This window comes from Streptomyces acidicola (assembly GCF_009377235.1).
In the GTDB taxonomy this organism is placed as follows: Bacteria; Actinomycetota; Actinomycetes; order Streptomycetales; family Streptomycetaceae; genus Streptomyces; species Streptomyces acidicola.
On record NZ_VMNX01000132.1, the window covers coordinates 1 to 25155 of the forward strand.

Here is a 25155-nt window from a genome sequence, read left to right on the forward strand (position 1 = left end):
CCACGGGGGGCATGGGGTCGGCTCCTGACAGGACGGTCGGACGTCAGTGGTGGCGACGTCACTGTCCGTGACGTCAGCGGTGGTGGTACAGCGTCCAGTGTCCCCCATGCCCGAGGCCGCCCCAGCGGGTGTGTCAGGGGAAGGGCAGGGTCTGGGCGAGCAGCGTCACGAGGACGACCACCGTGGGGAACAGCGCGAGGAACATGGCGAAGGTGTAGCCCATGATGTCGCGCGCCTTCAGGCCGAGGATGGCGAGGGTGGGCAGCATCCAGAACGGCTGGAGGAGATTGGCGCTGGCCTCGCTGAGGTCGTACACGACGACCATCCAGCCCTGGTTCACCTGCAGTTCGTTGGCCGCGCCCAGGACGTACGGCGCCTCGATCACCCACTTGCCGCCGCCGCTGGGAACGAACACGCCGAGCACACAGCTGTAGACCGAGATGAGGGCCGGGTAGAAGTACTCGCTCGACACCGAGACGAGCCAGTCGGCGATGGTCTTGTGCAATCCGGTGAAAGCGATCATGCCGAAGATGCCGCCGTACAGCGGGAATTGCAGCAGCACGCCCGAGGCGGCCGGTGTCCCCTCCTTGAAGGCGCGGGCGAGGTGCACGGGCCGCCAGTGCAGGATCAGGGCCAGCAGGATGAGGATCAGGTTGATGGTGTTCAGGTCGAGCGCGTTGAGCGGGTTGCCCTCGGCCTGGGCGAAGTGCCGGGCGAGGTACCACACGCCGAGGGCGAAGAGCAGGATCGTGAGGGTCGGGCTGAACTCGACCCATTCGCCGGGGCGGCTGCGCCGGTCGTCGGAGCGCCGGGTGCCGGGCGCGGGCCCCAGGTCGATGCCGAGGCGCTCCGCGGTCATCGCGCGTTCCGGTGACGGCGCCAGGAACCACGCCATGGCGAGGGCGACCACGAAGATCACCGCCGTGGCCACGATCCCCTGCCACAGGAAGATGGTGTCGGTCAGGGGGATGACCCCGCTCCCGCGCCCCTCGGCGATGATCTCCTGTACGGCGGCGGGGCTGGAGGCGGTGCTGGCGACCTGAAGCGCGGCCGACCCCGACAGGCCCTGGGCCCACACGGTACCGAGGCCCAGGAAGGCCATGGCGCCGATGGCGCGGTAGTCGACCCCGGGCAGCCGGCGGGCGATCTCCTTGGCGAGGATCGCGGTGAAGACGAGGCCGAAGGCCCAGTTCACATAGGCGGTGAGCATGGCGACGGCGGCCGTGAAGGTGATGGCGCCGCGCGGAGTACGGGGCAGGGCCGCGAGCCAGGTGATGAGCCGGCCGACGGGTGGCGAGATCGCGACGGCGTAGCCCGCGATGACGATGATCGCCATCTGCAGGGTGAACTCTATGAGCGACCAGAATCCCTTGCCCCAGGCGTCCACCAGACCGAAGCCGCTGCTCGCCTCCGGGTCGTCCGGCGTGCCCAGCAGGGCCTCTCCCGAGACGAGCCCCAGGGCGAGCACCACGAAGGTGCCGATCAGGACGAATCCGAATGCGTCGGGGAGCCACTTCTGGGAGAAGGCGGTGAACCGCAACGCCAGCCGGGCAAGCCAGGTCTCACCGCCGCCGCTGTCCCGCGCTTCCGCGACTTTGGGAGCGTTCGAGGTCATACGTGCCTCCTGTTCGTGCACCTTCGATCGGCCGTCTGCGGTCGGTCGTGGCGGGGAGTCGGCCCGCCTTGATGTGGCTCGCTGCTGCCCACCGGGTGACGGATGATCACCGGTGCGGGGCGAGGCGCTTGATCTTCATGGGGCGCGGTGGTCCGGGCAATGAGTGCGTCGCACATCAGTTGCCGCTGGACCATGTGGGGCCTCCCCATAGCGGATCGGAGGCGCGGGAACAGGGTCGGGGCATGGCGGCGGAGGTCGAGCGAGCCGCGGCCGCGTACCGGCGCTTCACCGAACCGGTCGCGCACGGCGGAAACGCGGAAACATTGATGGCCTCGAGCCGTGACGGCGGCGCGGCAAGCCTGCGCGGCCTCGGGTTCCCGGGCATCGTCCTGGGCGGCAGCGGCGACGTGCCCGCGTTCGTCGAGGGCCGCCTACTCGCTCCCCTGGCCGCCTACGACGAACGACGCGGCACCGGCCTGCTCCACACCGTCGAGACCTGCGTCCGGTGCGATCGGCTCCGACTGGCGGGAACAGGAGCAGGCTCTTGAAACACACAGGTCAGAAGTGGTTTCGAGGGCGAGATCCAGACTCCTGACCACAGGCTTTAGACGTCGGTGAGCCTCAGGCCCGCGTGGGCCTTGTAGCGGCGGTTCACGGAGATCAGGTTGGCGACCAGGGACTCGACCTGGTGGGCGTTGCGCAGACGGCCGCCGAAGATCCCGCGCATGCCGGGGATACGGCCCGCCAGCGCCTGCACGATCTCGACGTCGGCCCGGACCTCGCCGAGCACCATCACATCGGTGTCGATCTCCTCGATCTCCGGGTCCTGGAGGAGGACGGCGGAGAGGTGGTGGAAGGCGGCGGTGACCCGTGAGTCGGGCAGCAGCGCGGCGGCCTGCTCGGCGGCGCTGCCCTCCTCCGGCTTCAGGGCGTAGGCGCCCTGCTTGTCGAAGCCGAGCGGGTTGACGCAGTCGACGACGAGTTTGCCGGCCAGTTCCTCGCGCAGCGCCTCAAGCGTCTTGCCGTGGCCGTCCCAGGGCACCGCGACGATGACGATGTCGCTGCGGCGGGCCGTCTCGGCGTTGTCGGCGCCCTCGACGCCGTACCCGAGTTCCTCGGCGGCGGACCGCGCGCGGTCGGCGACCCGCGAGCCGATGATCACCTTCTGCCCGGCCCTGGCGAGCCGGTACGCGAGGCCCTTGCCCTGCGGCCCGGTGCCGCCGAGCACGCCGACCACGAGGTCGGACACGTCGGGCAGGTCCCAGGGGTCCTTCGCGGGAGCCTTGGCGGGGGCCGCCTCCGCAGCCGTCCCGGAAGCCGTCTGTCCACTGTCAGTAGAGGTCATGGGCCGACTTTACGTGCGCGGGGCACGCGGGCGGGCGCGTGGATCCGGTGAGTGCGGCTCCGGGGAGCGAGTTCACGGGGATCCTGCGGAAGGTGATCGTCTCGTACGCGCTGAAGTCGCCCGTCTCGTACAGCAGGCCGACGGTGTCCGCGTCGACCCGGACGAGGTCGGAGTAAGCGGCGGGCAGCCCGTCGACGGTGTGGGCGGACCGCCACGTCGTACCGCCGTCCTCGGAGACCCGTACGGTCATCAGCGCGCGGAAACCGGGGTCGGCCGGGCCGGAGTAGAGGAGCAGGTCGGGGTCGCGGAGCTGGAGGACGCTGCCCTCGCAGACGGGGGTGACGAGGCCGGCCTGGGGGCGGAAGGGCTTGACGAGGGTGGTGCCGCCGTCGGTGGAGTGGGCGTCGGCGCGGGTGCCCGGTGATGGGGAGTCGTTGCGGGTGTTGAAGTAGACGCGGCCGTCGGGGAGTTCGGCGGCGGTGGTCTCGTTGACGTTGATGTAGCCGTCGGTGTTGTCGTCGACGTATCCGATGCGCCAGGTCGCGCCGCGGTCGTCGCTCAGCAGGCAGTGGCCGCCGTTGTACTTCCCCTCGGTGCCGGTGTCCTTGCCGGCCGGCGGGAGCGAGTGGTTGGCGGGGACGACGACCCGGCCGGTGCTCAGCTGGAGGGCGTGCCCGGGGGTGGTGGCGTACCACCGCCACTCGGCTCTCTTCGCCGTCTCGGTGATCTCCCTTGGCGTGGACCAGGTGGCCCCTTCGTCGTCGCTGTACTGCACCCACACGCGGCGGCCGTCGGCGGCGCTCACCTCGCCGCGGCGGATGGCGTCCTCGGTGGCGTGGGCCGCGTTGCGCACATGGACGAGGAGGACGCGGCCGGTGTCGAGGACGACGGGGGCCGGGTTGCCCGCGAGGTCGTCTCCGTTCTTCGCGGCCACCTCCAGCGGGCCCCAGGTGCGGCCACCGTCCGTGGACCGCTTCAGCACGATGTCGATGTTCCCGAAGTCGTCCCCCGAACCGACCCGGCCCTCGCAGAAGGCCAGCAGGGTGCCGTCGGCGGTGGCGACGACGGCCGGGATACGGAAGCTCGCGTACCCCTCTCGGCCGGCACGGAAGGGGATGCTGCTCTCGGTGCTGCTCTCGGCGGTCATAAGCGGGCTCCTTGGGGGCGGCTGGAACCACCACGTGCCCCGCTCGGGCTAATTCGGGGTGAACTTCACGTCACGAGTGGTGGTGTGCGGCAGGATGCCTGCGCATGGACGCCGTACGGGTCGCGTTGTTGCGGGAAGTGCTCGCCGGGACGGAGTGGCCGGTCGCCACCCGCCGGTTCGCGAGGGCACTCAGGGGTTCTGTCGTGTCGTACGGCGGCGGGCTGCTGCTCGTGGGCACGGCGGAGTACGAACCGTGGCATCTGGCCGCGCACCTCGTGGACGAGGCGGCGTGGTCGGGCACGCCGGAACTCTCCCCCACGCTCGTACGGCACGGGGCGCGCCCCGGTGATCCCGCGCATCTGGCGGTGGGGCTGGGCCGTGTGTCGGCGGCCCGGCGGGGCGAGACGCTGCTGATCGTCTCCCCGTCCGCTCCGGGCGGCGCGCTGCTGGAGCGGGTGCACGACGCCCGGCGGGCCGGGGCGCGCGTGCTCGCGCTCGACGCCGGTGACCGTGAGTTGGGGGCGATGGCGCACGAGTCGCTGGCCGTGCCATCGGACACCGATCTGGACCTGGACACGGTCCAGCACCTGGTGAGCGCGGCGGCGGGTGAGAACGCGCTGCCGGAGCCGAGGGGCCGACGACGCCTGCGGGACCGACTGGCCCGGCTGGCGGACCAGTTGACGGCTCCACCGCCGACGCGGTGGTGACCCGCCCCCCGGTGCGGGCGGGCGCGTCGCTGCCGCGACGCCCGTCACCAGCCTGGCTGCCTGGCAGTCCACCCCGGCCCAGCGCGCCCGCCTCGTGCACGCCTCAGGCACTACACCGGCGCACTGGGCTCCTTGTCCTCAAGTCACGCGACTACGCCGAAACTCTGCGAACAGCTCACTTCCGCACGCGCTCGCTGAAGGCATCGCCGGACATCTGTCCGGCAATTCGCCGCGCCCCTTCTCTGGGGTTGATGCAGGAAACGCTATGGATCCGGCATGCATCTCTATCACCACTGGGATGCCTGGCAGTGGGCCGCCGGTGCAGACTCGTTACGTCTCACGGTGCAGCCACGCAGCTCCCATTGTTGTGCTGCGGTGCCCACACCTAATTCACAGGGGGTAGAAGTTGAAGCTCGCCAAACGTCACAACAGGCGCGGATTTCTGAGGGGTCGGCCGATCCGCCGTGCCGGGGGAATCGTCGCGGCACTGATCACGGGGGCGTTCACGCTGGGTGTTGCGGAGGCCCCGACGGCTGATGCAGCGGTGCAGGACGTAATCAACACGTTCAAGAACCAGGCGACCGGGTTGTGCATGGGTGCCTACCCTGGCAATGGCACTGGCTCGGACTACATCGGGGTAGGAACCGGCGGGTGTGGTGACGGGGTCATGGCCTACCAGTGGAACGTCCATCAGTGGGCGGACGGCACTCGCGAGTTGAAGAACACCTCCTACGGCCTGTGCCTGGACGACAGCAACGCCTACGGGCTGCGCATGTTCCCCTGTAATGCGACGCCATTCCAGAGCTGGTACGTCCGCCGCTGGAACGACGGCACCATCGAGCTCAAGAACCAGGCCACCGGGCGCTGCCTGGACGACAGTGCCGCGTACCACCTGCGCACATTCCCCTGCAACGCCACGCCGTACCAGAGCTGGTACTGAGCCGAAGCAGCAAGCGCCACGCCTGCAGCGCCGGTCACACCAACAGCGTCCCGGCCCAGATCCTCGCGCCCTCAGTAAGACGGTCGGTGCCCGCAGCGAACTGCCGAAAGCGCCTTGCTGCGCGTGCCGCCAACTCACAACCATCAGGAGGAAAACGATGTCCATCGGACGCACAGGTGAAATGAGAACCCCGAATCGACGCTCACTCCGCCGGGCCGCCGGACTCACGGCCGCGTCCATCGCGGGGGCGTTCTCTCTGGGCATTGCGGGTGCCTCGACGGCCCAAGCGGCAGACGTCGTCAACACGTTCAAGAACCAGGCAACCGGCAACTGTCTGGAAGGGATTGAGGACGGACGTGCCCGATCCTATCCCTGTGTCGGGACCTCGACCCAGCAGTGGAACGTTCACCAGTGGGCAGACAGCACCCGTGAGTTGAAGAACCTGAAAACCGGCCTTTGCCTGGACGACAGCAATGCCTTCGGGCTTCGCACGTTCCCGTGCAACGCGACACCGTTCCAGAGCTGGTACGTCAAGCGTTGGAACGACGGCACCATCGAGTTCAAAAACCAGGCCACCGGACGCTGCCTGGACGACAGCGCGGCGTACGGCCTGCGCACGTTCCCGTGCAACGCCACGCCGTATCAAAGCTGGTACTGAGTGGCGGGTCGATAGCCCTCTCGGTTGACGGCCGCCGGTCCCGGTCATGGCTCCAGTACCACCTTGCCGGTCGTCCGCCGGGTCTCCACCGCGCGGTGGGCTTCGGGCGGCGCGTGCGAGGGGGAAGCGCTGGACGGCCGGGGCGAGGCGGCCGCGCGGCGGCCTCGGCGAGGGCGCGCAGCTCCAGGGTCGGACGGAGTTGGGGCCGTCGGCCCTGTCGAGCATCACGGAGCCGAAGACCCGTATGGAGACCCGTATGGAGATCCCCTCGACGAGATACGGTGTGCCGCCCCGGATGTCCTGGGAGGACCAGGCGAAGACGGTGTGCCGACCACCGGGGGCGAGCAGCCCGACGGTCGCACGGGCCGCCTCACCGCCGACGCCGTCGAAGACGGTGACCCTGCCGCCGTCGCGATCCGTTGCCTGGTCGCGGGCGGTATCTCCTGGCGGGCGATGCCCGCGGACTTCGGGGCCGCAGTCGGCACATCGTGACCGACCACCTCAGCCTGCTCCCAAGCGGGTCCGGGGAAGTGCGGGTGCGTTCCCGCGTCGTTCGGTGCGCTTCCCCGGGGTCGCTCAGCCGGCGCCTGTGTCGTCACCCTCCCGTGCCGCACCGTTCTGCCAGCGCGGGTCGCCCTCCCACGCGACGTTCCGTTCGCGGGCCGTCTCCATCGCGTGGGCGGCCTCGTCCGGGGAGGCGTACGGCCCCATACGGTCCTTGCCGGGGCACTCGGGCCCCTCCTCGACCTTCTTGTGCTCCAGGCAGTAGTACCACTCGCCGGGCTTCCCGACCGCCTTGCGCTTCTTGAACAGGGCCATGACTCGCGGCTCCTTTCGCCAGGGACATCGTCCCCCACACTCGCTGGTTAAACTCGCTGACATGTCTGCCCAGTCGCTGCTCGCCCCGGGGAGGATCTCCCCCGCCCGTACCGTCCCGGGACACATCCGCCGGCCCGAGTACGTGGGCAGGGACGCCCCCGCTCCGTACACCGGCCCGGAGGTCCAGACGCCCGAGACGGTCGAGGCGATGCGGACCGCCGGGCGGATCGCCGCGCGGGCGATGGAGGAGGCCGCGAAGGTCATCGCGCCCGGCGTGACCACGGACGAGCTGGACCGGATCGCGCACGAGTACATGTGCGACCACGGCGCCTACCCCTCCACCCTCGGCTACCGGGGCTTCCCCAAGTCGCTGTGCACCTCGGTCAACGAGGTCATCTGCCACGGCATCCCGGACTCCACGGTCCTGCGCGACGGCGACATCATCAACCTGGACGTGACGGCGTACATCGGCGGCGTGCACGGCGACAACAACGCCACGTACCTCGTCGGCGACGTCGACGAGGAGTCCAGGCTGCTGGTGGAGCGCACGCGTGAGTCCCTCAATCGGGCGATCAAGGCGGTCAGGCCGGGACGGCAGATCAACATCATCGGGCGCGTGATCGAGTCGTACGCGAAGCGCTTCGGGTACGGCGTCGTGCGGGACTTCACCGGGCACGGGATCAACTCGTCCTTCCACTCCGGGCTGATCATCCCGCACTACGACAGCCCGCACGCGACGACCGTCATGCAGCCCGGGATGACGTTCACGATCGAGCCGATGCTCACGCTCGGGACGCACGAGTACGACATGTGGGACGACGGCTGGACGGTCCTGACCAAGGACCGGAAGCGGACGGCCCAGTTCGAGCACACGCTGGTCGTGACGGACACGGGCGCCGACATCCTCACGTTGCCGTAGCGCCGCGCTCGCGCATCGCCCGCTCTCCTGGCCCGCTCTCTCCGGAGGGCGGGCTTTTTTGAGCGGTGTTGTGTGGGGCGGGTGATGTTTCTGGGTATGCCTTTACCGACAGGGCGTCGGCATCCTATTGACTTAGGTAAGCCTAACCAAAGAAAATCGTAGCGACTCCCGCCCCACGACACCGGAGATCCCATGGACTCGTTCTCGACGCTCATCCGCACCGCGTCGCGCGAGCAGCACGCGGCCGCGCACCACTCGACGTTCATGAGCGACCTGCTGGGTGGCCGGCTCGGCGTCGACGCGTACACGCGGTACACGGAGCAGCTGTGGTTCGTGTACGAGGCACTGGAGAGCTGCGCGCGGGAGCTGACCGACAACCCGGTGGCGGGGCCGTTCGTCCAGCCCGAGCTGATGCGTCTGGCCGCACTGGAGCAGGACCTGGCACACCTGCGCGGCCCGGACTGGCGGTCGACGCTGGCCGCCCTGCCGGAGACGGAGGAGTACGCACGGCGGATCACCGAGTGCGCGCACACCTGGCCGGGCGGGTACGTCGCCCACCACTACACCCGCTACCTCGGCGACCTCTCCGGCGGCCAGGTCGTCCGCGACACGGCCGAGAAGACGTGGGGCTTCGCCAGGAAGGGCGACGGCGTGCGCTTCTACGTCTTCGAGGACATCGCCAACCCAGCCGCGTTCAAGCGGGGCTACCGCGAACTGCTCGACCGGGTGCGGGCGGACGACCTGGAGAGGCAGCGGATCATCGCGGAGTGCAAGAGGGCGTTCGCGCTGAACATCGCGCTGCTCGGCGCCCTGGGCGAGGAGTTCCCGCTCAGCGCGTGACCGTTGCGGGTGATCCACATACGGAATACGGATATCCCGCTCGTCGGAGCCAGTCGACCCCAGAGGGCGCGTACTCACGATCACGGCCCGGCAAAGGCCGGGCATCGGCGGCCTCAGCGCTCCAGGAGCACCCTTCCCCCGACCTCGACCCACCCCTCCGGCTGCGGTGCCGTGAGGATCTGTGAGCCCGCGCCCTGCGTGATGTTCAGGGCGCGGCCCAGCTGGTGCGTGAGCAGCAGGGCCGCCGCGCCCGTGGCCTCGTCCTCGTCGATGCCGTCGTTACGGCCGGGGAAGGCGCGGGCTCGGATGCGGCCCGCGGCCTCGTCCTGCCAGGCCCAGGCGTAGATCCACTCGCCGGGCGGGGGCACGGGGAGGGCGTCCACCTCGGCCGCCGAGCCGTACTGGCGGAGCGTGCGCGGCGGGGCCCACTCCGCGCGGGCCTCGATCCAGGTGAACTCGCCGTCCAGGCGGGTACCGACGATTCCGGCGGGGGTGACCAGTTCGGGTACGTCCAGGAGCCAGGCCGTGCCCACGCAGGGGTGCCCGGCGAAGGGCAGGCGCAGGGTGGGCGTGTAGATGTCGATGATCCCGCGCTCGGGGTCGTCGACGAACACGGTCTCGCTGAAGCCGAGTTTGGCGGCGAGGGCCTGCCGGTCGTCGGGCTCCGGCAGGACCGAGCCGTCCCGGACGACACCCAGCTCGTTGCCGTAGCCGCCCTCCGGTCCGCAGAAGACCCTCAGCACGTCATAGCTAGTCACCCGCGCATTCAAACATCACCCGCGCCTCCCGATCCGCCCAGGCCGCGGCGCCACCCGTTCTTCGCCTGCCGGGAGCCTCGCTTGACCCGCACCTTGAGTTCTTTACTCCCGCTTGACCGAATCATCACGGCTGTTTTGAGCCACCGTGATCCAGCCGTGCTCGTACGCCTGCGATGAGAGGAGATTCACTGAACGGACAGGAATTGGTGAGGTAAGCCTCAGATAAGTTGGGGCAGCCTCACCTTATCTGTGCGTCCTCCGTGTCCCTCCCTGGAGCCGAAATGCGCCCCCTCAGACTGTCCGTCGTCACCGCCGCCGCCACCGTGGCGGCCCTGACCGCCGTCACCGGCTGCACCGAGAAGAGCAGCGCCGAGGGCGGCGACGGCTTGATCGAGGTGACCGCCACCGACACCAAGTGCGAGGTGTCGAAGAAGGAGTTCCCGGCTGGGCACGTCGAACTCGCCATCGAGAACAAGGGTTCCAAGGTCACCGAGGTCTACATCCTCTTCCCGGACGACCGGGTGGTCGCCGAGCGCGAGAACATCGGCCCCGGCACCCGGCAGAAGGTCACGGCCGAGGTGAAGGCGGGCGACTACCGGATCGCCTGCAAGCCGGGCATGAAGGGCGACGGCATCCGCCAGGACGTCACCGCCACCGGCACCGGCACCGGCAAGGCCGTCGAGCGCGACCCGCGCCTGGACAAGGCCGTCGCCGCCTACCGCGAGTACGCCCAGGAGCAGGCCGACGCGACCATCCCGGAGGTCGAGAAGTTCGCCAAGGCCGTCAAGGACGGCGACATCGAGGCCGCGAAGAAGGCGTACGCGCCCTCACGTATCGGCTGGGAGCGCACCGAGCCGGTCGCCGAGTCCTTCGGTGACATCGACCCGAAGGTCGACGTGCGCGAGGACGGCCTGGAGGACGGCCAGGACCCGGAGAAGGACTGGACCGGCTGGCACCGGCTGGAGCGCTCGCTGTGGAAGGACGGCAAGCTCACCGACCACGACTCCGCGCTCGCCGACCAGCTCGTGAAGGACCTTCAGGACTGGCAGAGCCGGGTCGGCAGGGCCGAGATCACCCCGACCTCCATGGCCAACGGCGCCAAGGAGCTCCTCGACGAGGTCGCCACCGGCAAGGTCACCGGCGAGGAGGAGCGCTACTCGCACACCGACCTGGTCGACTTCAAGGGGAACGTCGAGGGCGCCGAGGAGTCGTACGAGCTGCTGAAGCCGGTCGCCGCCGAGAACGACCCGGCGCTGTCGAAGGAGCTCGACAAGCAGTTCGCGGCGCTGAACACGCTCCTCGACAAGTACCGCGAGGACAAGAACGGCTACGACTTCGTCTCGTACGACACGGTCGGCAAGGACGAGCGCAAGGAGCTCTCGGACGCGGTGAACGCGCTCGCCGAGCCGCTCTCCCGGCTCGCCGCCGCCGTCGTGAAGTAGCGGGAACGAGGGCGGCCGAGATGACGGACAGCACCGAAAAAGACAAGACCGGAACAGGCAGTGCCGCAACAGGCAGTGCCGCAACAGACACAACCGGAACAGACAGCACCGCAACGGGCAGCAGCGAGAGCGCGACCACGGTCCAGGACAACTCCCGTGCGCCGTCCAGGCGTTCGCTGATCGGCTGGGGCGGTGCCGGGCTCGCGCTCGGGGCCGCCGCGGTCGGTGGCGCGGTGGCCGTGGCGACGACGGGTGGCGACGCCGCCCCGGCCGGCGCCGACGCCGGGGCCCCGGTCGCCTTCCACGGCGCGCACCAGGCCGGCATCGCCACCGCCGTGCAGGACCGGCTGCACTTCGCCGCGTTCGACGTGAAGACGGACGACCGCGCCGAGTTCGTGCGGATGCTCAAGGACTGGACGTCGGCCGCGCGGCGGATGACGGCCGGGAAGGCGGTCGGCGACGGCGCGTACGGCGGGCCGGCCGAGGCGCCGCCGGACGACACCGGCGAGGCGCTGGGGCTGAAGCCGTCCCGGCTGACCCTCACCATCGGCTTCGGGCCCTCGCTCTTCGAGAAGTTCGGGCTGGCGGACGCGCGGCCCGAGGCGCTGGTGGACCTGCCGCAGTTCGCGGGCGACAACCTGGACAAGGCCCGCAGCGGCGGCGATCTGTGCGTGCAGGCCTGCGCGGACGACCCGCAGGTCGCGGTGCACGCGATCCGCAACCTCGCCCGCATCGGCTTCGGCAAGGTGTCGGTCCGCTGGTCCCAACTCGGCTTCGGCAAGACCTCGTCGACCACTCCGGAGGCCCAGACCCCGCGCAACCTCATGGGCTTCAAGGACGGCACCCGCAACATCGCGGGCACGGACACCGCCGGGCTGAAGAAGCACGTGTGGGTGGCGGAGTCGGACGGCGCGGACTGGATGGCCGGCGGCTCGTACCTGGTGGCGCGGCGCATCCGGATGCACATCGAGCCCTGGGACCGTACCTCGCTGCAGGAGCAGGAGGACGTCTTCGGCCGCGACAAGGGCGAGGGCGCCCCCGTGGGCAGGGCGAAGGAGCATGACGAGCCGTTCCTGAAGGCGATGCTGCCGGACGCGCACGTACGGCTCGCGCACCCGGACTCCAACAACGGGGCGAAGATCCTGCGCCGCGGCTACTCCTTCACCGACGGCACGGACGGTCTCGGCCGCCTCGACGCGGGCCTGTTCTTCCTCGCGTACCAGCGGGACGTGCGCACGGGCTTCATCCCGGTGCAGCGCAACCTCGCCACGGACGCGCTCAACGAGTACATCCAGCACGTGGGTTCGGCGATCTTCGCGGTGCCACCGGGCGTCCGGGACGCGGACGACTGGTGGGGCCGGACGCTGTTCTCCTCGACGAAGGGAGCCTAGCGGCGTGTTCGCGAACTATCTGATCGGACTGCGCGAGGGCCTGGAGGCCAGCCTCGTCGTCTGCATCCTCATCGCGTACCTGGTGAAGACGGACCGCCGGGACGCGCTGAAGCCCGTCTGGACCGGCATCGGCGTCGCGGTCGCGCTCGCCCTCGGCTTCGGCTGCGTCCTCGAATTCGGCTCGCAGGAGCTGACGTTCGAGGCCCAGGAGATGCTCGGCGGTTCGCTGTCGATCATCGCGGTGGTCCTGGTGACGTGGATGGTCTTCTGGATGCGGCGTACGGCCCGCCATCTGAAGTCCGAACTCCACGGCAAGCTGGACGCGGCCCTGCAGATGGGCACGGGCGCGCTGGTCGCCACCGCGTTCCTGGCGGTGGGCCGGGAGGGCCTGGAGACGGCCCTGTTCGTGTGGGCGTCGGTGCGCGCCTCCAGCGACGGCACCCAAGGCCCGCTGATCGGCGTGCTGTTGGGCATCGCGACGGCCGTCCTGCTCGGCTGGCTCTTCTACCGGGGTGCCCTGCGCATCAACCTCTCCAAGTTCTTCACGTGGACCGGCGGCATGCTGGTCGTGGTGGCGGCCGGCGTGCTCGCGTACGGCTTCCACGATCTGCAGGAGGCCGACTTCCTGCCTGGTCTGACGGACCAGGCGTTCGACATCAGTCACATCGTGGACCCGTCCAGTTGGTACGGGACGCTGTTGAAGGGAATCTTCAACTTCCAGCCCGATCCGACCGTTCTCCAGGTCACGGTATGGCTCCTGTACCTGATCCCGACGCTCGCGCTGTTCCTCGCCCCGGTAGGGTTCGCCTCCGGGAAGGGGAAGGTGAAGGCACCTGATGAGCAGGGATCGCGGGGTTCGGAGCCGTCGAAGGCTCAGTGAGTACACGGGCCCTCGAAGGCTCGGCATGAACGGCCACCCTCGGCGTCTCGGCGGGCAGGGCCGATTCGCCCTGGCGACCGCGTCGGTGGCCGTGCTGTCCATGACGGCGAGCGGCTGCGTGGTCGTCCACGGCGAGCGGGAGATCGTTCCGACGGTGACGCGGGCCGATGCCGCCGGCGCGCTCAAGGCGTTCACCGCCGCGTACAACAAGGCCGACAAGACGTACGACCAGGCCGCGGACGCGGAGCGGGTGACCGGCGCGCTCGCCGACATCGACGGGGCGAAGCTGAAGGCGGGCCTCAAGAACAGCCCGGACGGCAATCCGGCGCACTCGCCGCTGAAGCTGACCGACGCGGAGTTCACGATCCCCGAGAAGGCGGGCTGGCCACGCTGGTTCGTCGCCGACACGGCCGCCAACAAGGGCCTCAAGAACACCCGTTGGCTGATGGTGTTCAACCGCTCCAGTGCCAACGACGTGTGGGCGGTGTCGTATCTGACGATCGTCAACGCCAGTGACGTACCGAAGTTCGAGAAGACCAAGGACGGCTTCGCGGAGCCGGTCCCGGCGGACGACGCGGCACTGGCGATAGCGCCGGGTGAGCTGGGCGAGGCGTACGCGACGTACCTGAAGGCCAAGGACTCCGGCAGTGCCGGCAGCTCGGGCGGTGAGACCTTCGCGCCCGGCACCCACACCTCCGTGTGGCGGACCGACCGCGAGAAGAAGTCGAGGCAGCCGGGGCTCGCCCGCCAGTACATCGACGAGCCGCTGTCGAAGGGCGACTACGCCCCGGTGGGTCTGCGCACGACGGACGGTGGTGCTCTGGTCTTCTTCGCCACCCACCACTACGAGAAGCAGACGGCCGCGCCGGGTGTCGACCTCGATGTCGACCCCAACGTCCAGGCGCTGCTGACCGGCGAGGTCAAGTCCTCGCTGACGCTCCAGCGCGTGTCCAACCAGGTCGTGCTGAACCCCGTGAAGTCGGCTTCGGACCAGCAGGTGAAGTTCCTGAGCCGGGTGGACGGGCTGACGAGCGTGAAGGGCGAGTAGGGCAGTAGCAGGGCTCCGGGGAGGGGCTCAGCCGCGGAGGGGCCAGGCCGCCGTCGTGTGGTCCGGCTCCTCCCCCGCGTACCGGGAGCATGCGTCGGTGAGGATCTCCAGCAGACTCAGCGGGTCGGGGAGCGGGTGCTCGAGACCGCGTACCCACTGGACGGTGAGGTCACCGGGAAGCCGCGCGGGCGGCACGAGGACGTAGGAACCGCGGCAGTGCCAGCGCAGGCCGGGGTGCTCGTCCATGGTCTCGGGATGGCAGTCCAGTTCGCAGGGCCACCACTCGTCCTCGTCCTCGGGGGTGCCGCGGGTGAGGGTGAAGAACAGCATGCGCCCGTCGCCGGTCTCGGCCACCGGACCGACCTCGGTGCCGGCGGCGAGGAGCCGCTCCAGCGCCTCGCGTCCCGCGTCGAGCGGCACGTCGAGGACGTCGTGCACCATGCCCGTCGCGGTGATGAAGTTGGCCTGCGGCTGGTGGCGGGCCCAGCGCTCGATCTGGGCGTGGTCGGTGGTGGACTGCGTCTGCCAGGCGAACGAGACGGGGTGGCGCGCGGGCGTGGGACAGCCGACCCGGTCGCACGAACACCGGTAACCGGACGGGTACGCGGCCGGCGCGAGCGGGAGTCCTGCGGCGGCAGCGGCGAGCAGGAGGGGTTCGCGACGGCTGTCCTCGGTCTCCCGGTCGGTGCGGCGACCGCGCAGCCACTGGGAGATCCTGCCCTGCCCGCCGGAGCGGCGGCCGAACTCAGCGCTCATGTATCCCCTCGCCTTGCCGTTGTGCGGACAGCATCTCTCCATGTTCCCACCATCCTGCGCTCCGGGTGGCCGGAGACCGCATCCGGGGTAGGTGGGGCGATGCCAACCCCCGGCAGGGATCAAGGTTTATTGAGCGCTTTGCCGTGATTTGCCACCCCGTTCCGGGGCGTTGCGGGAACGTCGCGGTCGTTTTGGTCACACCCGTTTGGTCACACCTGCGGGTGGTTCTCGGGCGATACGGGATCGAGACCGGACCGGTCGGCGCCGCCGATGCTCAGCGGGGCGCCAGGCCGCCCAGGGCGTAGTCGACGAGGGTGTCCGTGTACTCGTACGAGATGGGCCCGCTGCGCTGGAGCCAGCGCTGGGCGAGCGGGGAGACGAAGAGTTCGAGGGCGATCCGCGGGTCGATGTCGCGGCGTAGGTCACCGGCGTTCTGGGCGGCCCGCAACCGCTGGACGTAGAGCTGGAGTTGGGGTTCGAGCAGCCGGGAGACGACCTGTGTGGCGAACTGCGCGTCGACGACCCCCTCGGCGGCCAGGGCGCGGGAGGGCGCCTCGAACTTCGGGTCCACGAGCTCGTCGACCGTGGCGCGCAGGACGTACTTGAGGTCGGCGGCGAGGTCACCGGTGTCCGGGATTCCGTACTCCTGCTGAACCTCCTGCCCGGGCGGGGCCACGGCCTCGGCGTACTGCTCGCTCAGATCGAGGAAGGCCTCCAGCAGCACGTCCGCCTTCGACGGCCACCAGCGGTAGATCGTCTGCTTGCCGACTCCGGCGCGGGCGGCGATGCCCTCGATGGTGGCCTTCGCGTAACCGACCTCCACGACGAGGGCGAGGGCGGCGTCATAGATGGCGCGACGTGACTTCTCGCTGCGGCGGGTGGAATCGGGGGCGGGCTTCTGGACCATGCGGCCAATTTATCAGTTGACAAGACGGAGCGTCTCGCCTCAGTCTGATGAGACGAGTTCGCGAGACGATACGTATCGTCACGAGCAGTGCGAGCCGTGAAGTGATGAGCCAGACGTACGAGACGTACGAGACGGAGGGAGACCTGCCATGAGCCGAGGCGGAGCCGGAAACATGCTGGGAGTCGGCGGCACCCGCAGCAACCTCAGCCGCAAGACACTGCGGGGAGGAGGCCGCAAAGGCGCGGTCGGCGGAGGCCAGAGCGCGCAGGCCCAGAAACGGGAGCTGTTGCGCAGGCTCCAGGAAGGACGCGCGACCGACAAGAAGTCGTGACCGGGGCTAGGGACAGGGGCGGGGGTGGGGGCGGCGGGGCCCCTACCCCTGGTCCCGTTCCCCGGCCGGTGGCCAGGCGTCGCCCCAGTCGGCGTCACGGGCGGCCCTGTAGAGCGGCCCGTGGCGCTTGGTGACGGTGGTGCGGTGGAGGGACGGTTCGGTCTCGCACAGGTCCAGGAGCACCTGGCCCTTGCGGATCTGGGGCCTGCGTACGACACGGGAGGGCGCGGGGACGGCCTCCGGTCCTCGTACGGCGGCGACGTAGCTGAACTTCTCGTCCTCGTACGCGAGTGATCCGCCCTTGACCTGCCGGTGCAGCGAGGACCGGCTGACCCGGGCGGAGAAGTGGCACCAGTCCTCGCCGGGGACGATGGGGCAGGCCGCGCTGTGGGGACAGGGGGCGGCGATACGGAACCCGGCGCGGACGAGCCGGTCGCGGGCCTCGATGACGCGGGCGTACCCGTCGGGAGTGCCGGGCTCGATGATCACCACGGCCTGGGCGGCGCCCGCGGCGGCGTCCACGACGGCGACACGATCGGCCTCCGTCAGCTCGCCGAGAACATAGGAAACGGTGACGAGATCAGTGCTCTCGATGGTGAGCGCCGCTCCGATACGAGAGCGCCGCCACTCGGCGCCCTTCAGCTCCGGGTTGCGCGCGGCGATCTCCCGCCCGAGCGTGAGCGCGGGCTCGGCCCAGTCGAGCACCGTGACCGGCCGCTCCCCCGCCCAGACGGCGTTGACGGCCCAGGTCGCCGCGCCGGTACCGCCCCCGATGTCCACGTGGCTGTCCGGCACCCACGCGGGCACGGTCTCCGCGAAGGCCTCCAGCGCCGAGCACACCGCCTCGAACGTCGCCGGCATCCGGTACGCGGCGTACGCGACGACATCCGAACGGTCCCGCAGCACCGGCGCGTCCGTCGGCGTCCGCCCCCGGTAGTTCGCGATCAACCGCTCGACCGCCTGCGAGGCCGCCTTCGGCGGCAGCCCGTCGAGCAGCCCGGCCAGGGCGGCACGGAGGGAGTCGGCTGGGGAGACGGGGGCGTTCACGTGGCGATTCTATGGCGGGTGGCCGAGGGTCCGTAGGGCGGGCTTACCGAGGCAGCAGCGCGATTTCGATGGCCAGCGCGCCGAGCGCTTCCTTCTCCGCCGGGTAGATCTCGCGGATGTCGGCGAGCTGCTGCTCACGGGAGGACGCCGGGTTGACGTTCGCCGGGCCCTCCCCGTCGAGCAGTTCCTCGAACGTCTTGTACTCCGTGACCCGCTTCACGCGGACGTCGCAGGACTCGTCCGTGCCCTTGATCCGGAAGCGGATCACGTCGCCGGGGGCCGGGTCTTCGAGGTGGAGGTACTTCACCCGCACCTCGATCGTCTTCTCACCTGCGGCGACGAGGTCGAAGTAACGGCGGTAGAGGTTCAGTTCTCGAACGCGGGCGGCGGCGGTTTCCGTCATGGGGCGGGAACGCTCCTAGCTGTTGCGGTGGCCATCAGGCGGCCGAGTTCACCGGCCGAGTACGAGCGGAAGAAGTGGCGAGGATCGGCGAGCAGCACCTCGGTCAGACCGAGCAAGCGGTCGACGTACTCAGCCAACGACCCCGGCCACTCCCGAGTGTCGAGCATCCACGGGGTCACACCGTCGGGCAAGGACGCTTGCCCCTGCCGGATAAGGGACTTGGACAGCTTCGCACTGGTGGCCGTGACCACCTGGGGGCACGACAACCGGGCAGGCAACTGACCACGGGTAAGGCCCACGGCCTGTAAAGCACCGTCGACGAGCAGGCATCCGGGCAACCAGTCACTGCCCTTGCCAGGTCGGGTCGTGGGCTCAAGTCCGGCGGCTACGCCCGTGTGGTGTGGCTGAAGCCGAGGGAGGTCAGCCCTTCGGCCTGGCACAGCCGGTCGGAGGGGCCGCCGACTTCGGTCTGGAGGAGCTGGTAGGCGGCGCCGTGGGACTGGCCCCAGTGCATCGCGGCCCGCCATAGGACGCGGCCCAGGCCCCGCCCTCGGGCCTCGGACAGGACGGCGAAGTACTGGGGCACGAGCTGGGGGCATCCGATCGCGTCGGGGCGTACTTCCATGGGGCCGATCGCACCCAGGATGCGGTCCTCGACAGCGGCAGCGAGGACCGGGCCGCACCGGCCGGCCTGCATCTGGGTGTGGAGGAAGGCCAGGCCGTCGGCGGCCATGGCCGTGGCGAATGGAGCGAAGGTCGCCTGCACGGCGGTCGGCCAGTCGCTGACGGGGCGGACCGGGCCGCCGGGGTCGGGGCACGGGCGGGCGGTGAAGTCCTGCAACTGGATGCGGGTGCCGCGCGGGGAGCCGGTCTCGGGACCGAGCGGGCGCACAACCCGAGCATTGACCGCGTCGTACACGGCGGCGAGCTTCGCGGCCAGCTCGGCGGCTTCGTCAACGACGCTGTCACGGTGCCCGTAGGCGAACACCTTGACGGTGCCCCGTCCGCGCCGGGTCAGGGTGGGGATCAGAGTGTGGTCGGGCCGGTGGACCACGTCGCCGGTCAGGATCGTCTCGTCCTTTTTGCTGCTCCACCGTCGGTCCTTGTCGTAGGGCAGGAAGTCCCCGGTGACGGCCGCTCGCAGGGTGTCCTCGAAAATATCGACGGTCAGGGCATCGGGATGGACGGGGCCGATAGTCGGCACGATCGGCGCGGTCAGCACAGGCCGGAGCCAGTCCCAGCGGAAGAGCATGAGCGGCACCCTAACGGTCGGCCGGCCAGGGGTCAGGGCCCCGGCCGGCCGACCGGGGACCGAGCTGAATGGGTCGGTCAGTGAGGGTTGTCGTCGCCGGCGTCGCAGGAGCACTCCGCGCTCTCCACGACCGTGTCCAGATCCAAGACGGCGGTCACTGAGGAAGCGGCGACGGGCGGGGCCGCGCGGCGGGCCGAGGTCGGTGGGCCGGGCAGGAGGTTCACCAGTACGGGCGGGGTCATGATCCAGCCCTGGAGGCGCCCAGTCGCGTGTACCTCACGATCAGGGCTTCCACGACCGGACCACCCGGAATGCCGTCCAGACTGAGGGGTGGTCCGGTCTTTGCGTTGTCGGCCGTAGCCGTGCGAGCGGCGATGGTGAACCGACGCTTCGGGATCAACCCAGGGCCATGCCCACCTCGTTGATCGCCGACGAGGTCCGCCCCCTGCCACCGCTACTCCGGCGTGATCCCCCCTGTGTACGATCCACGCCCGACACGACTCGACCATGGCCTTGAGCCAGTCCTCATCGGGCTTTCGGTCGGCAGCGGCCTGGTACACCGCAGGTTGGCGGCGGCGAAGGCATTGATCGCCTCCGGAGCCCCCTTGCGCCACGCAGGCAACTTGGCCGCCCAGGTCTCCGCGCCGTCCGGGGTGTGACCGGCGGCAATGAGCTGGAGGACCAGGACCGCAGGATCGATGAACCCCGCCCCCTTGGTCGGCCACGCCCAGTCCACGGCCCACACCCGCCGCTTCACCACGAGGAAGTTGCTCGGGTTGATATCCGTGTAGAGAAGCGAGTCCCCTCGTTCGACACCTACGCCAGCAGTTTCGATGCGGTGTGGGAGACCGCGACGCCGGTAAGAGAAAGGGCGCTCGGCCTTCCTCCGGACTGACCTCCTTCGGGTAAAGATGAGTCCGGGGTTTGGCCGGCCGGTGTCCTCGAAAGGACCTTGCAGCGTGGAGGGCTGCCGTGGGCACGGAGTTCGGCTCCGGTCCACGGCAGCCCCGGAGCATGCTGTGTTCAGTCCTCGCTGATGAGGCGGGCCTTGGTCACGAGTCTCCTGGGCAGCCCCGGCCCCGCGCACGCGTAGTCGATCAGCAGGTCCCGGTAGGAGGTGTTCGCGAGCTCCGGCGCCAGGGCAATCAGCGCCCGCAGGTTGTCTGACGAGCCGGACAGGCGCGTGCGATAGGCGGCACCCGCCGCACGCAGGGAGGCTTCGTGAGGTTCGTGTTGCAGGCCCTGTTCGACGAGGGCCACAGCGGCGGCGAAGTCGCCCTGCGAGGCACGTACGTCGGCAAGGTCCAGGTAGAGAGACCAGTTGGTGGCATCCAACGTCAGGGCCTGTTCGAACGCCGCCGCAGTCTGGTCCAGGTCGCCCATCGCGCGCCAGGTGTTCGCTCGTGCGACCTCGGTCCACATGACCCGATCGACGGCATCGGCGCGGTCGCACAGGGCGAAGGCCAGCTCGTAGCGGCCGCAGGCTCGGGGCAGCCGGGACATGGCGGCCAGCCACTCCGGCAGGGGACTCCGTTCGGACACCACGTCGATGGCATGAAACCAGGGCGTGAACCGCTCGCGCATCTCGGCGGTGTCCAGGTCGTGGCCGTAGTCGAGTGCCCGCAGACACGCCTCGGCCAGCGCCTCAGCACTTACCGCCCCGAGAAAGCGCGCATCGCCGAACCACGGGGCAGCTCCCCACGCCACATCGGGCCGCACCCCTGTGACCGAGCCGAGGGCCATCACCGCGTCATCCACGTCCCCGTCGAGGAACAGGAAATATGCCTGCGCCAGCACAGCGCTCAAGGAGCCGTTTCCTTCGAGGCCCTCCTGCAGCTCTGAGCGCCGGTCCTGCCACAACTCGGCGAGGGCCACATAGGGCTCCGGGGCCGCCGGGGCGGAGGCTATCGCCCCCACCAGGAACTCCATGGCGCCGACCGGGCTTCCGCCGCAGTGCGCCATCACACCGGCGAGAGCGACTCCCGCTGTCACTGACTGATTCGACACCGCCGGAGGATATCCGTGGCCAAAGGTTCTGTGGAACCCTCTGCTTGCGCGGTGGCGCAGCCGTCAGTGATCCGGAAGTGACGGCAACGCTGACGGCAACGACGGCACACAGAGGCCGGTGATCACGACCGTTGGCGATCACTCCGGGAGGAGGCGAGCCACCCTCCCAACGAGCTGCCCGATCCTACGGATCAGAAGGTTGCAGGTTCGAATCCTGCCGAGTGCACACAGGTCAGGGGCCCCGGAGTGATCCGGGGCCTCTTGCGTTTGGGGGCCGTACAGCAGCGAAGTACAGCAACCATGGCCGAGAGCTCGGCCAGCTCGCGGATAGGGTGGCCGCGCATGCCGTACGGCGACCGGGGGGTCGAGGCATTCGTGCGGCGCGGGAGGGGCACTCATGAAGATCAAGACCGGCAGAGCGGGACTCATCGCCGTAGTGCTCGCTGCACTGGTGGGATGTGGGGCCAGAGCAGCGGAGGTATCAAAAGATGCGACAGAGGCGGAGCAGACATCAGCTCCTGCTTCTGCGGTGCAGTCGCCGGCCCAAGCCCGCCTCTCTTCTGGGGCGCTGCAGAGCCGGTGGTGGACATGGGCATTGTCGGAGCCTGAAGGCACAAACCCGGTCGCTGACGAGGATGGAAGTGAGTGCGGGCGTAACCAGCCGCAGGATGTGTGGTTCCTGGCGGGCGCCTTCGGCACTCAGGCCAAGCGCACTTGCAGCGTCCCTGACGGGGTACCTCTCGCCTTCCCCCTCGTGAACCTGATCGCTGGCCAGGCGGACTGCACAGACTTCATGAGCGCGGCCAATGGATCCGCGGTCCTGGACGGTGAACGGGTCGACTCGGAAACCATCCGAGGCGAGACGATCACTGTGCGGGGCGTCGCCGACAATCCCGTCACAGGCACGGACGAACGCTTTAGGGCTACCGGGTGCGGGCTCTGGGTCCAGTTGCCTCCACTGCAACCCGGAAAGCACACGCTGACGATTCGGGGTCAGTCTGAGGATTTCGCGGTTGGTGTGGATTACTCCCTGACGGTTGATGCCGCGTAGAAGAAGGACACACAGGAGACCCCGAGTTCGGGGCTCCTGGACAGCAGGTCATGGGTGCGGTGTGCTCAGCTGGCACCGCCCATGGCTCGGATAGCTTGCCCAGCGCCGCGCGCACCTCCTCCTCGCTCGCCTCGACGTAGACCTCCATCGTCATGGCGATCTGCGAGTGCCGAAGGATGCGCTGTGCCACCTTCGGGTGCACCTTGAGGGCCACCAGGAGCGAGCTGCACGTGTACCGGTGTTTCGGTTGGGTGACCGAACGGACGATGCCCTGGCTGTCCGGGTACCACAGACCCAACATCCGCTACGAGCGTCTTCCCCGTAACTACCTGGCCTTTCTCGGCCCGGCCGCCTCCCTCCGCTGCTACAAACGCCTCCGCTGGCCGCACCGACGAGGTTGTGGAGACGGGCGAGGCGGAGTTCGCGCCCCTATGTGTCACACCCGGCCCTGACGGCGACCGATTCGCCCACGTGGATGATCGAGTCGAGCACGGCATGGGCGGCCTGGAGCTGTTCGATGGAGCGACTCAAGCGCTCGCGTTCGCGCCGCAGGTCCTGGGTCATTTCCTCACAGGTCGGGGCAAGTATGGCACCCTCGTCGGCCATGCAGGGCAGCACCTCCCGGATCAGGTCGGTGTTCAGCCCTGCCGTCAGCAGGACCCGAATCCGACGCACCGCCGCCACATCGGAATCGGCGAACTCGCGATAGCCGCTGGCCCGTCGCTGCGGCTGTAGCAGGCCCTGCTCCTCGTAGTACCGCAGCCCTCTGGGGCTGACGCCGGTGCTGCGCGACAGCTCTCCGATGAACATATGACTCCCGCCACAGAAGTTTGACTCTCACGTCAATGTCAAGGTTTAGCGAACCGCCATGGCAACGAACCACAGCACCCAGCAACCCTCGACCATCAACCCGAAAGCCTTGGAGGGTAAGAAGGCCGTCGTCACCGGCGGCACCATCGGTATGGGGCAGGCTGTTGTCCGAGCCCTGACCGACCGTGGCGCCGAAGTCGTCTACACCGGACGTAACGAACACCGACTGACCGAGGCTCAAGCGGCGCTCGGCACCCAGCTGGCCCACCCGGTACGGTCCGACGCCACCGACATGGCTGCCATCGCCGCTCTCAGGGACCAGGTCGCCGACATCCTCGGCGGCATCGACTACCTGTTCGTCAACCAGGGCATCGCCGAGTTTCAGACTCTCGAAGAGGTCACCGAGGATTCGTGGGACCGCATCTTCGAAGTCAACGCCAAGGGCTCTTTCTTCACCGTGCAGCGGCTCGCGCCCCTAGTGTCCGAGGGCGGCTCCATCGTGTTCACCACCGTCTCCAATGACCAGATCTTCCCGGGCCTGAGCGCCTACTCCGGTGCCAAGGAGGCAGTCGCCGCCTTCGCCAAGGTGCTCGCCGCAGAGTTGCTTCCCCGCAACATCCGCGTCAACGCGATCGCACCCGGTTTCATCCTCACACCCACGATGGGAGTCGCCGACCTGACCGACGAGCAGCGTTCCGAGTTCGTCGAACAAGGCAACGCCGCCACGCCCATGGGCCGCGGAGGCACCGTAGAAGAAGTCGCCGCCGCCGCGCTGTACCTCGCCGTCGAGGCCACCTTCACCACCGGCTTGGAACTCCCCGTGGACGGTGGGTTCGGCCAGGGCATTGGGGGATGACGGAACGCGCGCCGTAGGCGGCCCTGGATCAGCCCCTGAGAACCATGTCTGATGCGGCACTAGTTGACGGCAATTCTGACGGCAACGACGACACGCAGACGCGCATGACCGCCACCGAAGGCCCTCGCAAAAAGGAGACCGTCAGTATTTTGTGCGGTGCACTGCCCGATCCTACGGATCAGAAGGTCGCAGGTCTTCGAGTGGAAAAACAGGGCCAGTGGACCCTGTGTGGACCACGGACCCCGCGCGAGGCCCGAGGCCGGTACGCTGCACCCGCTCCGCCCTTGGTGGACAGGGCAGGAGGTGGGTTGCTCGAGCGGCCGAAGGGAACGGTCTTGAAAACCGTTCGCTCGCGGTGCGAGGTGCGGGAGAGGCTTGCCCCATGCCTTACTCCGGACCGCCGCAGGCCCCCGTGCACGTGCCCCCGCCGATCGCCTCGCTGGCCGGGGACCGGCCGCTGCTTGCCGTGTGGCAGAACGAGTTGGGTGGGCTGACCTTCCGGATCGGGGACGGGGAAGGGGACGGGGAGGGACGGCTGTTCGCTAAGTGGGCTCCGGCCGGGTCCGGGCTGGATCTGGCGGCCGAGGCGGAGCGCCTGCGGTGGGCCGGCGGGTTCACGCCCGTGCCACGCGTCCGGGACCAGGGGGCGAGCGAGGACGGTACCTGGCTCGTCACCCATGAACTGCGGGGCGACAGCGCCGTCAGCCCGCGGTGGAAGGCCGATCCCGACACCGCCGTCCGCGCGCTGGGAGTGGGACTGCGGCGGCTGCACGAGAGCCTGCCCGTGGAGGACTGTCCGTTCAGCTGGTCGGTCGAGCGGCGTCTGGGACGGGCCCGGCGCGCTGGGATCGAGGTGCCGGCCGATCTCCCCGAGGCGCCGCCCGTGGACCGGCTCGTCGTGTGCCACGGCGACGCCTGCGCGCCGAACACGCTGCTCGGCGACGACGGCGCCTGGTCCGGTCACGTCGACATGGGCGCCCTCGGCGTCGCCGACCGGTGGGCCGACCTGGCCGTCGCCACCTGGAGCACCCAGTGGAACTACGGCCCCGGCTGGGAGGACCTTCTCCTCGACGCCTATGGCATCGCCCCCGATCCGGAACGGATCGAGTTCTATCGGCGCATCTGGAGCGTGACCTGACCCTGCCGGGCCCACCGGGCTACCGCGCCGCCGCGCCGCCGCGCCGGGCCGCCGGCCCTACCGGACCCCGGCCGCGCCCCCTCGTCCC

At 69.4% G+C, this 25155-nt stretch carries 28 protein-coding genes and 4 pseudogenes; 16 read left to right on the forward strand and 16 right to left on the reverse strand.

Features of this window, described 5'->3' with window-relative positions:
• Positions 1 to 133: 133 nt before the first annotated feature.
• Positions 134 to 1615, reverse strand: coding sequence for a short-chain fatty acid transporter (locus tag FPZ41_RS28630; protein WP_152866555.1), 1482 nt, complete (start codon positions 1613 to 1615; stop codon positions 134 to 136).
• Between the two features lie 242 nt (positions 1616 to 1857).
• On the opposite strand from FPZ41_RS28630, the gene FPZ41_RS28635 reads away from it, so the two are divergent.
• Complete coding sequence (locus FPZ41_RS28635; protein WP_152866556.1) at positions 1858 to 2163, forward strand: hypothetical protein; 306 nt, start codon at positions 1858 to 1860, stop codon at positions 2161 to 2163.
• A 56-nt stretch (positions 2164 to 2219) separates the two neighbouring features.
• Here FPZ41_RS28635 and npdG read toward each other — a convergent pair whose 3' ends face one another.
• Together npdG and FPZ41_RS28645 are read right to left on the reverse strand one after the other, a co-directional pair.
• Positions 2220 to 2960 (reverse strand): NADPH-dependent F420 reductase, encoded by a 741-nt coding sequence (npdG, locus tag FPZ41_RS28640; protein WP_152866557.1) that lies wholly within the window; start codon positions 2958 to 2960, stop codon positions 2220 to 2222.
• Positions 2947 to 4107, reverse strand: a complete 1161-nt coding sequence (locus FPZ41_RS28645; protein WP_152866558.1) for a sialidase family protein — start codon at positions 4105 to 4107, stop codon at positions 2947 to 2949. Before FPZ41_RS28645 ends, npdG begins: the two co-directional genes overlap by 14 nt.
• A gap of 104 nt (positions 4108 to 4211) precedes the next feature.
• On the opposite strand from FPZ41_RS28645, the gene FPZ41_RS28650 reads away from it, so the two are divergent.
• From FPZ41_RS28650 to FPZ41_RS28660, 3 genes are all read left to right on the forward strand, one after another.
• Positions 4212 to 4814: a hypothetical protein gene (locus FPZ41_RS28650; RefSeq protein WP_152866559.1), complete on the forward strand. Its 603-nt coding sequence runs from the start codon at positions 4212 to 4214 to the stop codon at positions 4812 to 4814.
• A gap of 544 nt (positions 4815 to 5358) precedes the next feature.
• Positions 5359 to 5754 (forward strand): RICIN domain-containing protein, encoded by a 396-nt coding sequence (locus FPZ41_RS28655; protein ID WP_322620854.1) that lies wholly within the window; start codon positions 5359 to 5361, stop codon positions 5752 to 5754.
• 157 nt (positions 5755 to 5911) lie between these two features.
• Positions 5912 to 6412 carry an RICIN domain-containing protein gene (locus FPZ41_RS28660; protein ID WP_152866561.1) on the forward strand — a complete coding sequence of 167 codons (501 nt, stop codon included), beginning with the start codon at positions 5912 to 5914 and terminating at the stop codon, positions 6410 to 6412.
• Positions 6413 to 6456: 44 nt separating this feature from the next.
• On the opposite strand, the pseudogene FPZ41_RS50365 reads toward FPZ41_RS28660, so the two are convergent.
• A pseudogene (locus FPZ41_RS50365) lies at positions 6457 to 6820 on the reverse strand (zinc-binding dehydrogenase); the annotation flags it as partial.
• On the opposite strand from FPZ41_RS50365, the gene FPZ41_RS47320 reads away from it, so the two are divergent.
• The gene (locus FPZ41_RS47320) at positions 6737 to 6904 is read left to right on the forward strand and encodes a hypothetical protein (RefSeq protein WP_194236238.1); all 168 of its coding nucleotides are present in this window, start codon (positions 6737 to 6739) and stop codon (positions 6902 to 6904) included. The pseudogene FPZ41_RS50365 and the gene FPZ41_RS47320 overlap by 84 nt on opposite strands.
• Before the next feature lie 84 nt (positions 6905 to 6988).
• Here FPZ41_RS47320 and FPZ41_RS28665 read toward each other — a convergent pair whose 3' ends face one another.
• Complete coding sequence (locus tag FPZ41_RS28665; RefSeq protein WP_152866562.1) at positions 6989 to 7231, reverse strand: hypothetical protein; 243 nt, start codon at positions 7229 to 7231, stop codon at positions 6989 to 6991.
• A gap of 61 nt (positions 7232 to 7292) precedes the next feature.
• Between FPZ41_RS28665 and map the strand changes: the two genes are divergently transcribed.
• Together map and FPZ41_RS28675 are read left to right on the forward strand one after the other, a co-directional pair.
• Positions 7293 to 8150 (forward strand): type I methionyl aminopeptidase, encoded by an 858-nt coding sequence (gene map, locus FPZ41_RS28670; RefSeq protein WP_152866563.1) that lies wholly within the window; start codon positions 7293 to 7295, stop codon positions 8148 to 8150.
• Positions 8151 to 8342: 192 nt separating this feature from the next.
• Complete coding sequence (locus FPZ41_RS28675; protein ID WP_152866564.1) at positions 8343 to 8990, forward strand: biliverdin-producing heme oxygenase; 648 nt, start codon at positions 8343 to 8345, stop codon at positions 8988 to 8990.
• A 113-nt stretch (positions 8991 to 9103) separates the two neighbouring features.
• On the opposite strand, the gene FPZ41_RS28680 is transcribed toward FPZ41_RS28675, so the two are convergent.
• Positions 9104 to 9748, reverse strand: coding sequence for a PhzF family phenazine biosynthesis protein (locus FPZ41_RS28680; protein ID WP_322620851.1), 645 nt, complete (start codon positions 9746 to 9748; stop codon positions 9104 to 9106).
• A 281-nt stretch (positions 9749 to 10029) separates the two neighbouring features.
• On the opposite strand from FPZ41_RS28680, the gene efeO reads away from it, so the two are divergent.
• From efeO to FPZ41_RS28700, 4 genes are read left to right on the forward strand one after another with little or no spacing between them, the layout of a single operon-like run.
• Positions 10030 to 11190, forward strand: coding sequence for an iron uptake system protein EfeO (gene efeO / locus FPZ41_RS28685; RefSeq protein ID WP_152866566.1), 1161 nt, complete (start codon positions 10030 to 10032; stop codon positions 11188 to 11190).
• Positions 11191 to 11210: 20 nt separating this feature from the next.
• Complete coding sequence (efeB, locus tag FPZ41_RS28690; RefSeq protein WP_152866567.1) at positions 11211 to 12581, forward strand: iron uptake transporter deferrochelatase/peroxidase subunit; 1371 nt, start codon at positions 11211 to 11213, stop codon at positions 12579 to 12581.
• Positions 12582 to 12585: 4 nt separating this feature from the next.
• Positions 12586 to 13461 (forward strand): iron uptake transporter permease EfeU, encoded by an 876-nt coding sequence (gene efeU, locus FPZ41_RS28695; protein ID WP_322620852.1) that lies wholly within the window; start codon positions 12586 to 12588, stop codon positions 13459 to 13461.
• A 25-nt stretch (positions 13462 to 13486) separates the two neighbouring features.
• Positions 13487 to 14509, forward strand: a complete 1023-nt coding sequence (locus FPZ41_RS28700) for a hypothetical protein (protein WP_228023039.1) — start codon at positions 13487 to 13489, stop codon at positions 14507 to 14509.
• A 27-nt stretch (positions 14510 to 14536) separates the two neighbouring features.
• Here FPZ41_RS28700 and FPZ41_RS28705 read toward each other — a convergent pair whose 3' ends face one another.
• Positions 14537 to 15265 carry a bifunctional DNA primase/polymerase gene (locus tag FPZ41_RS28705; RefSeq protein WP_131559080.1) on the reverse strand — a complete coding sequence of 243 codons (729 nt, stop codon included), beginning with the start codon at positions 15263 to 15265 and terminating at the stop codon, positions 14537 to 14539.
• Between the two features lie 274 nt (positions 15266 to 15539).
• On the reverse strand, positions 15540 to 16172 hold the full coding sequence (locus tag FPZ41_RS28710; RefSeq protein ID WP_152866569.1) for a TetR/AcrR family transcriptional regulator: 633 nt from the start codon (positions 16170 to 16172) through the stop codon (positions 15540 to 15542).
• 148 nt (positions 16173 to 16320) lie between these two features.
• On the opposite strand from FPZ41_RS28710, the gene FPZ41_RS28715 reads away from it, so the two are divergent.
• A complete protein-coding gene (locus FPZ41_RS28715; protein ID WP_152866570.1) occupies positions 16321 to 16503 on the forward strand; it encodes a DUF6243 family protein in 183 nt (60 codons plus the stop codon).
• Positions 16504 to 16545: 42 nt separating this feature from the next.
• Here the strand turns inward: FPZ41_RS28715 and FPZ41_RS28720 are convergent, their stop codons facing one another.
• The 6 genes and pseudogenes from FPZ41_RS28720 to FPZ41_RS28745 form a co-directional block, all read right to left on the reverse strand.
• Positions 16546 to 17550 (reverse strand): small ribosomal subunit Rsm22 family protein, encoded by a 1005-nt coding sequence (locus FPZ41_RS28720; protein ID WP_322620853.1) that lies wholly within the window; start codon positions 17548 to 17550, stop codon positions 16546 to 16548.
• A gap of 43 nt (positions 17551 to 17593) precedes the next feature.
• Positions 17594 to 17953 carry an ASCH domain-containing protein gene (locus FPZ41_RS28725; protein ID WP_152866571.1) on the reverse strand — a complete coding sequence of 120 codons (360 nt, stop codon included), beginning with the start codon at positions 17951 to 17953 and terminating at the stop codon, positions 17594 to 17596.
• Positions 17950 to 18306 (reverse strand): annotated as a pseudogene (locus tag FPZ41_RS28730) (hypothetical protein); the annotation flags it as partial. The pseudogene FPZ41_RS28730 and the gene FPZ41_RS28725, both read right to left, overlap by 4 nt.
• A gap of 32 nt (positions 18307 to 18338) precedes the next feature.
• The gene (locus tag FPZ41_RS28735) at positions 18339 to 19205 is read right to left on the reverse strand and encodes a GNAT family N-acetyltransferase (protein WP_152866572.1); all 867 of its coding nucleotides are present in this window, start codon (positions 19203 to 19205) and stop codon (positions 18339 to 18341) included.
• Between the two features lie 77 nt (positions 19206 to 19282).
• The gene (locus FPZ41_RS47325) at positions 19283 to 19447 is read right to left on the reverse strand and encodes a hypothetical protein (RefSeq protein ID WP_194236239.1); all 165 of its coding nucleotides are present in this window, start codon (positions 19445 to 19447) and stop codon (positions 19283 to 19285) included.
• Between the two features lie 781 nt (positions 19448 to 20228).
• On the reverse strand, positions 20229 to 21167 hold the full coding sequence (locus FPZ41_RS28745; RefSeq protein ID WP_152866580.1) for a tetratricopeptide repeat protein: 939 nt from the start codon (positions 21165 to 21167) through the stop codon (positions 20229 to 20231).
• 442 nt (positions 21168 to 21609) lie between these two features.
• Between FPZ41_RS28745 and FPZ41_RS28750 the strand changes: the two genes are divergently transcribed.
• Entirely contained in the window at positions 21610 to 22263 is a 654-nt protein-coding gene (locus FPZ41_RS28750; protein WP_152866574.1) for a signal protein, read from the forward strand.
• A gap of 65 nt (positions 22264 to 22328) precedes the next feature.
• Here the strand turns inward: FPZ41_RS28750 and FPZ41_RS50610 are convergent.
• Positions 22329 to 22501 (reverse strand): annotated as a pseudogene (locus FPZ41_RS50610) (site-specific integrase); the annotation flags it as partial.
• A 10-nt stretch (positions 22502 to 22511) separates the two neighbouring features.
• Here FPZ41_RS50610 and FPZ41_RS28760 point away from each other — a divergent pair.
• Positions 22512 to 22640: pseudogene (locus FPZ41_RS28760) on the forward strand (IS5/IS1182 family transposase); the annotation flags it as partial.
• A 52-nt stretch (positions 22641 to 22692) separates the two neighbouring features.
• Here FPZ41_RS28760 and FPZ41_RS28765 read toward each other — a convergent pair.
• Positions 22693 to 23073, reverse strand: coding sequence for a MerR family transcriptional regulator (locus tag FPZ41_RS28765; protein ID WP_152866575.1), 381 nt, complete (start codon positions 23071 to 23073; stop codon positions 22693 to 22695).
• A 58-nt stretch (positions 23074 to 23131) separates the two neighbouring features.
• Here FPZ41_RS28765 and FPZ41_RS28770 point away from each other — a divergent pair, with 58 nt between their 5' ends.
• Both FPZ41_RS28770 and FPZ41_RS28775 read left to right on the forward strand, forming a co-directional pair.
• On the forward strand, positions 23132 to 23929 hold the full coding sequence (locus tag FPZ41_RS28770; protein ID WP_152866576.1) for an SDR family NAD(P)-dependent oxidoreductase: 798 nt from the start codon (positions 23132 to 23134) through the stop codon (positions 23927 to 23929).
• 382 nt (positions 23930 to 24311) lie between these two features.
• A complete protein-coding gene (locus FPZ41_RS28775; protein WP_152866577.1) occupies positions 24312 to 25067 on the forward strand; it encodes an aminoglycoside 3'-phosphotransferase in 756 nt (251 codons plus the stop codon).
• Positions 25068 to 25155 lie beyond the last annotated feature (88 nt).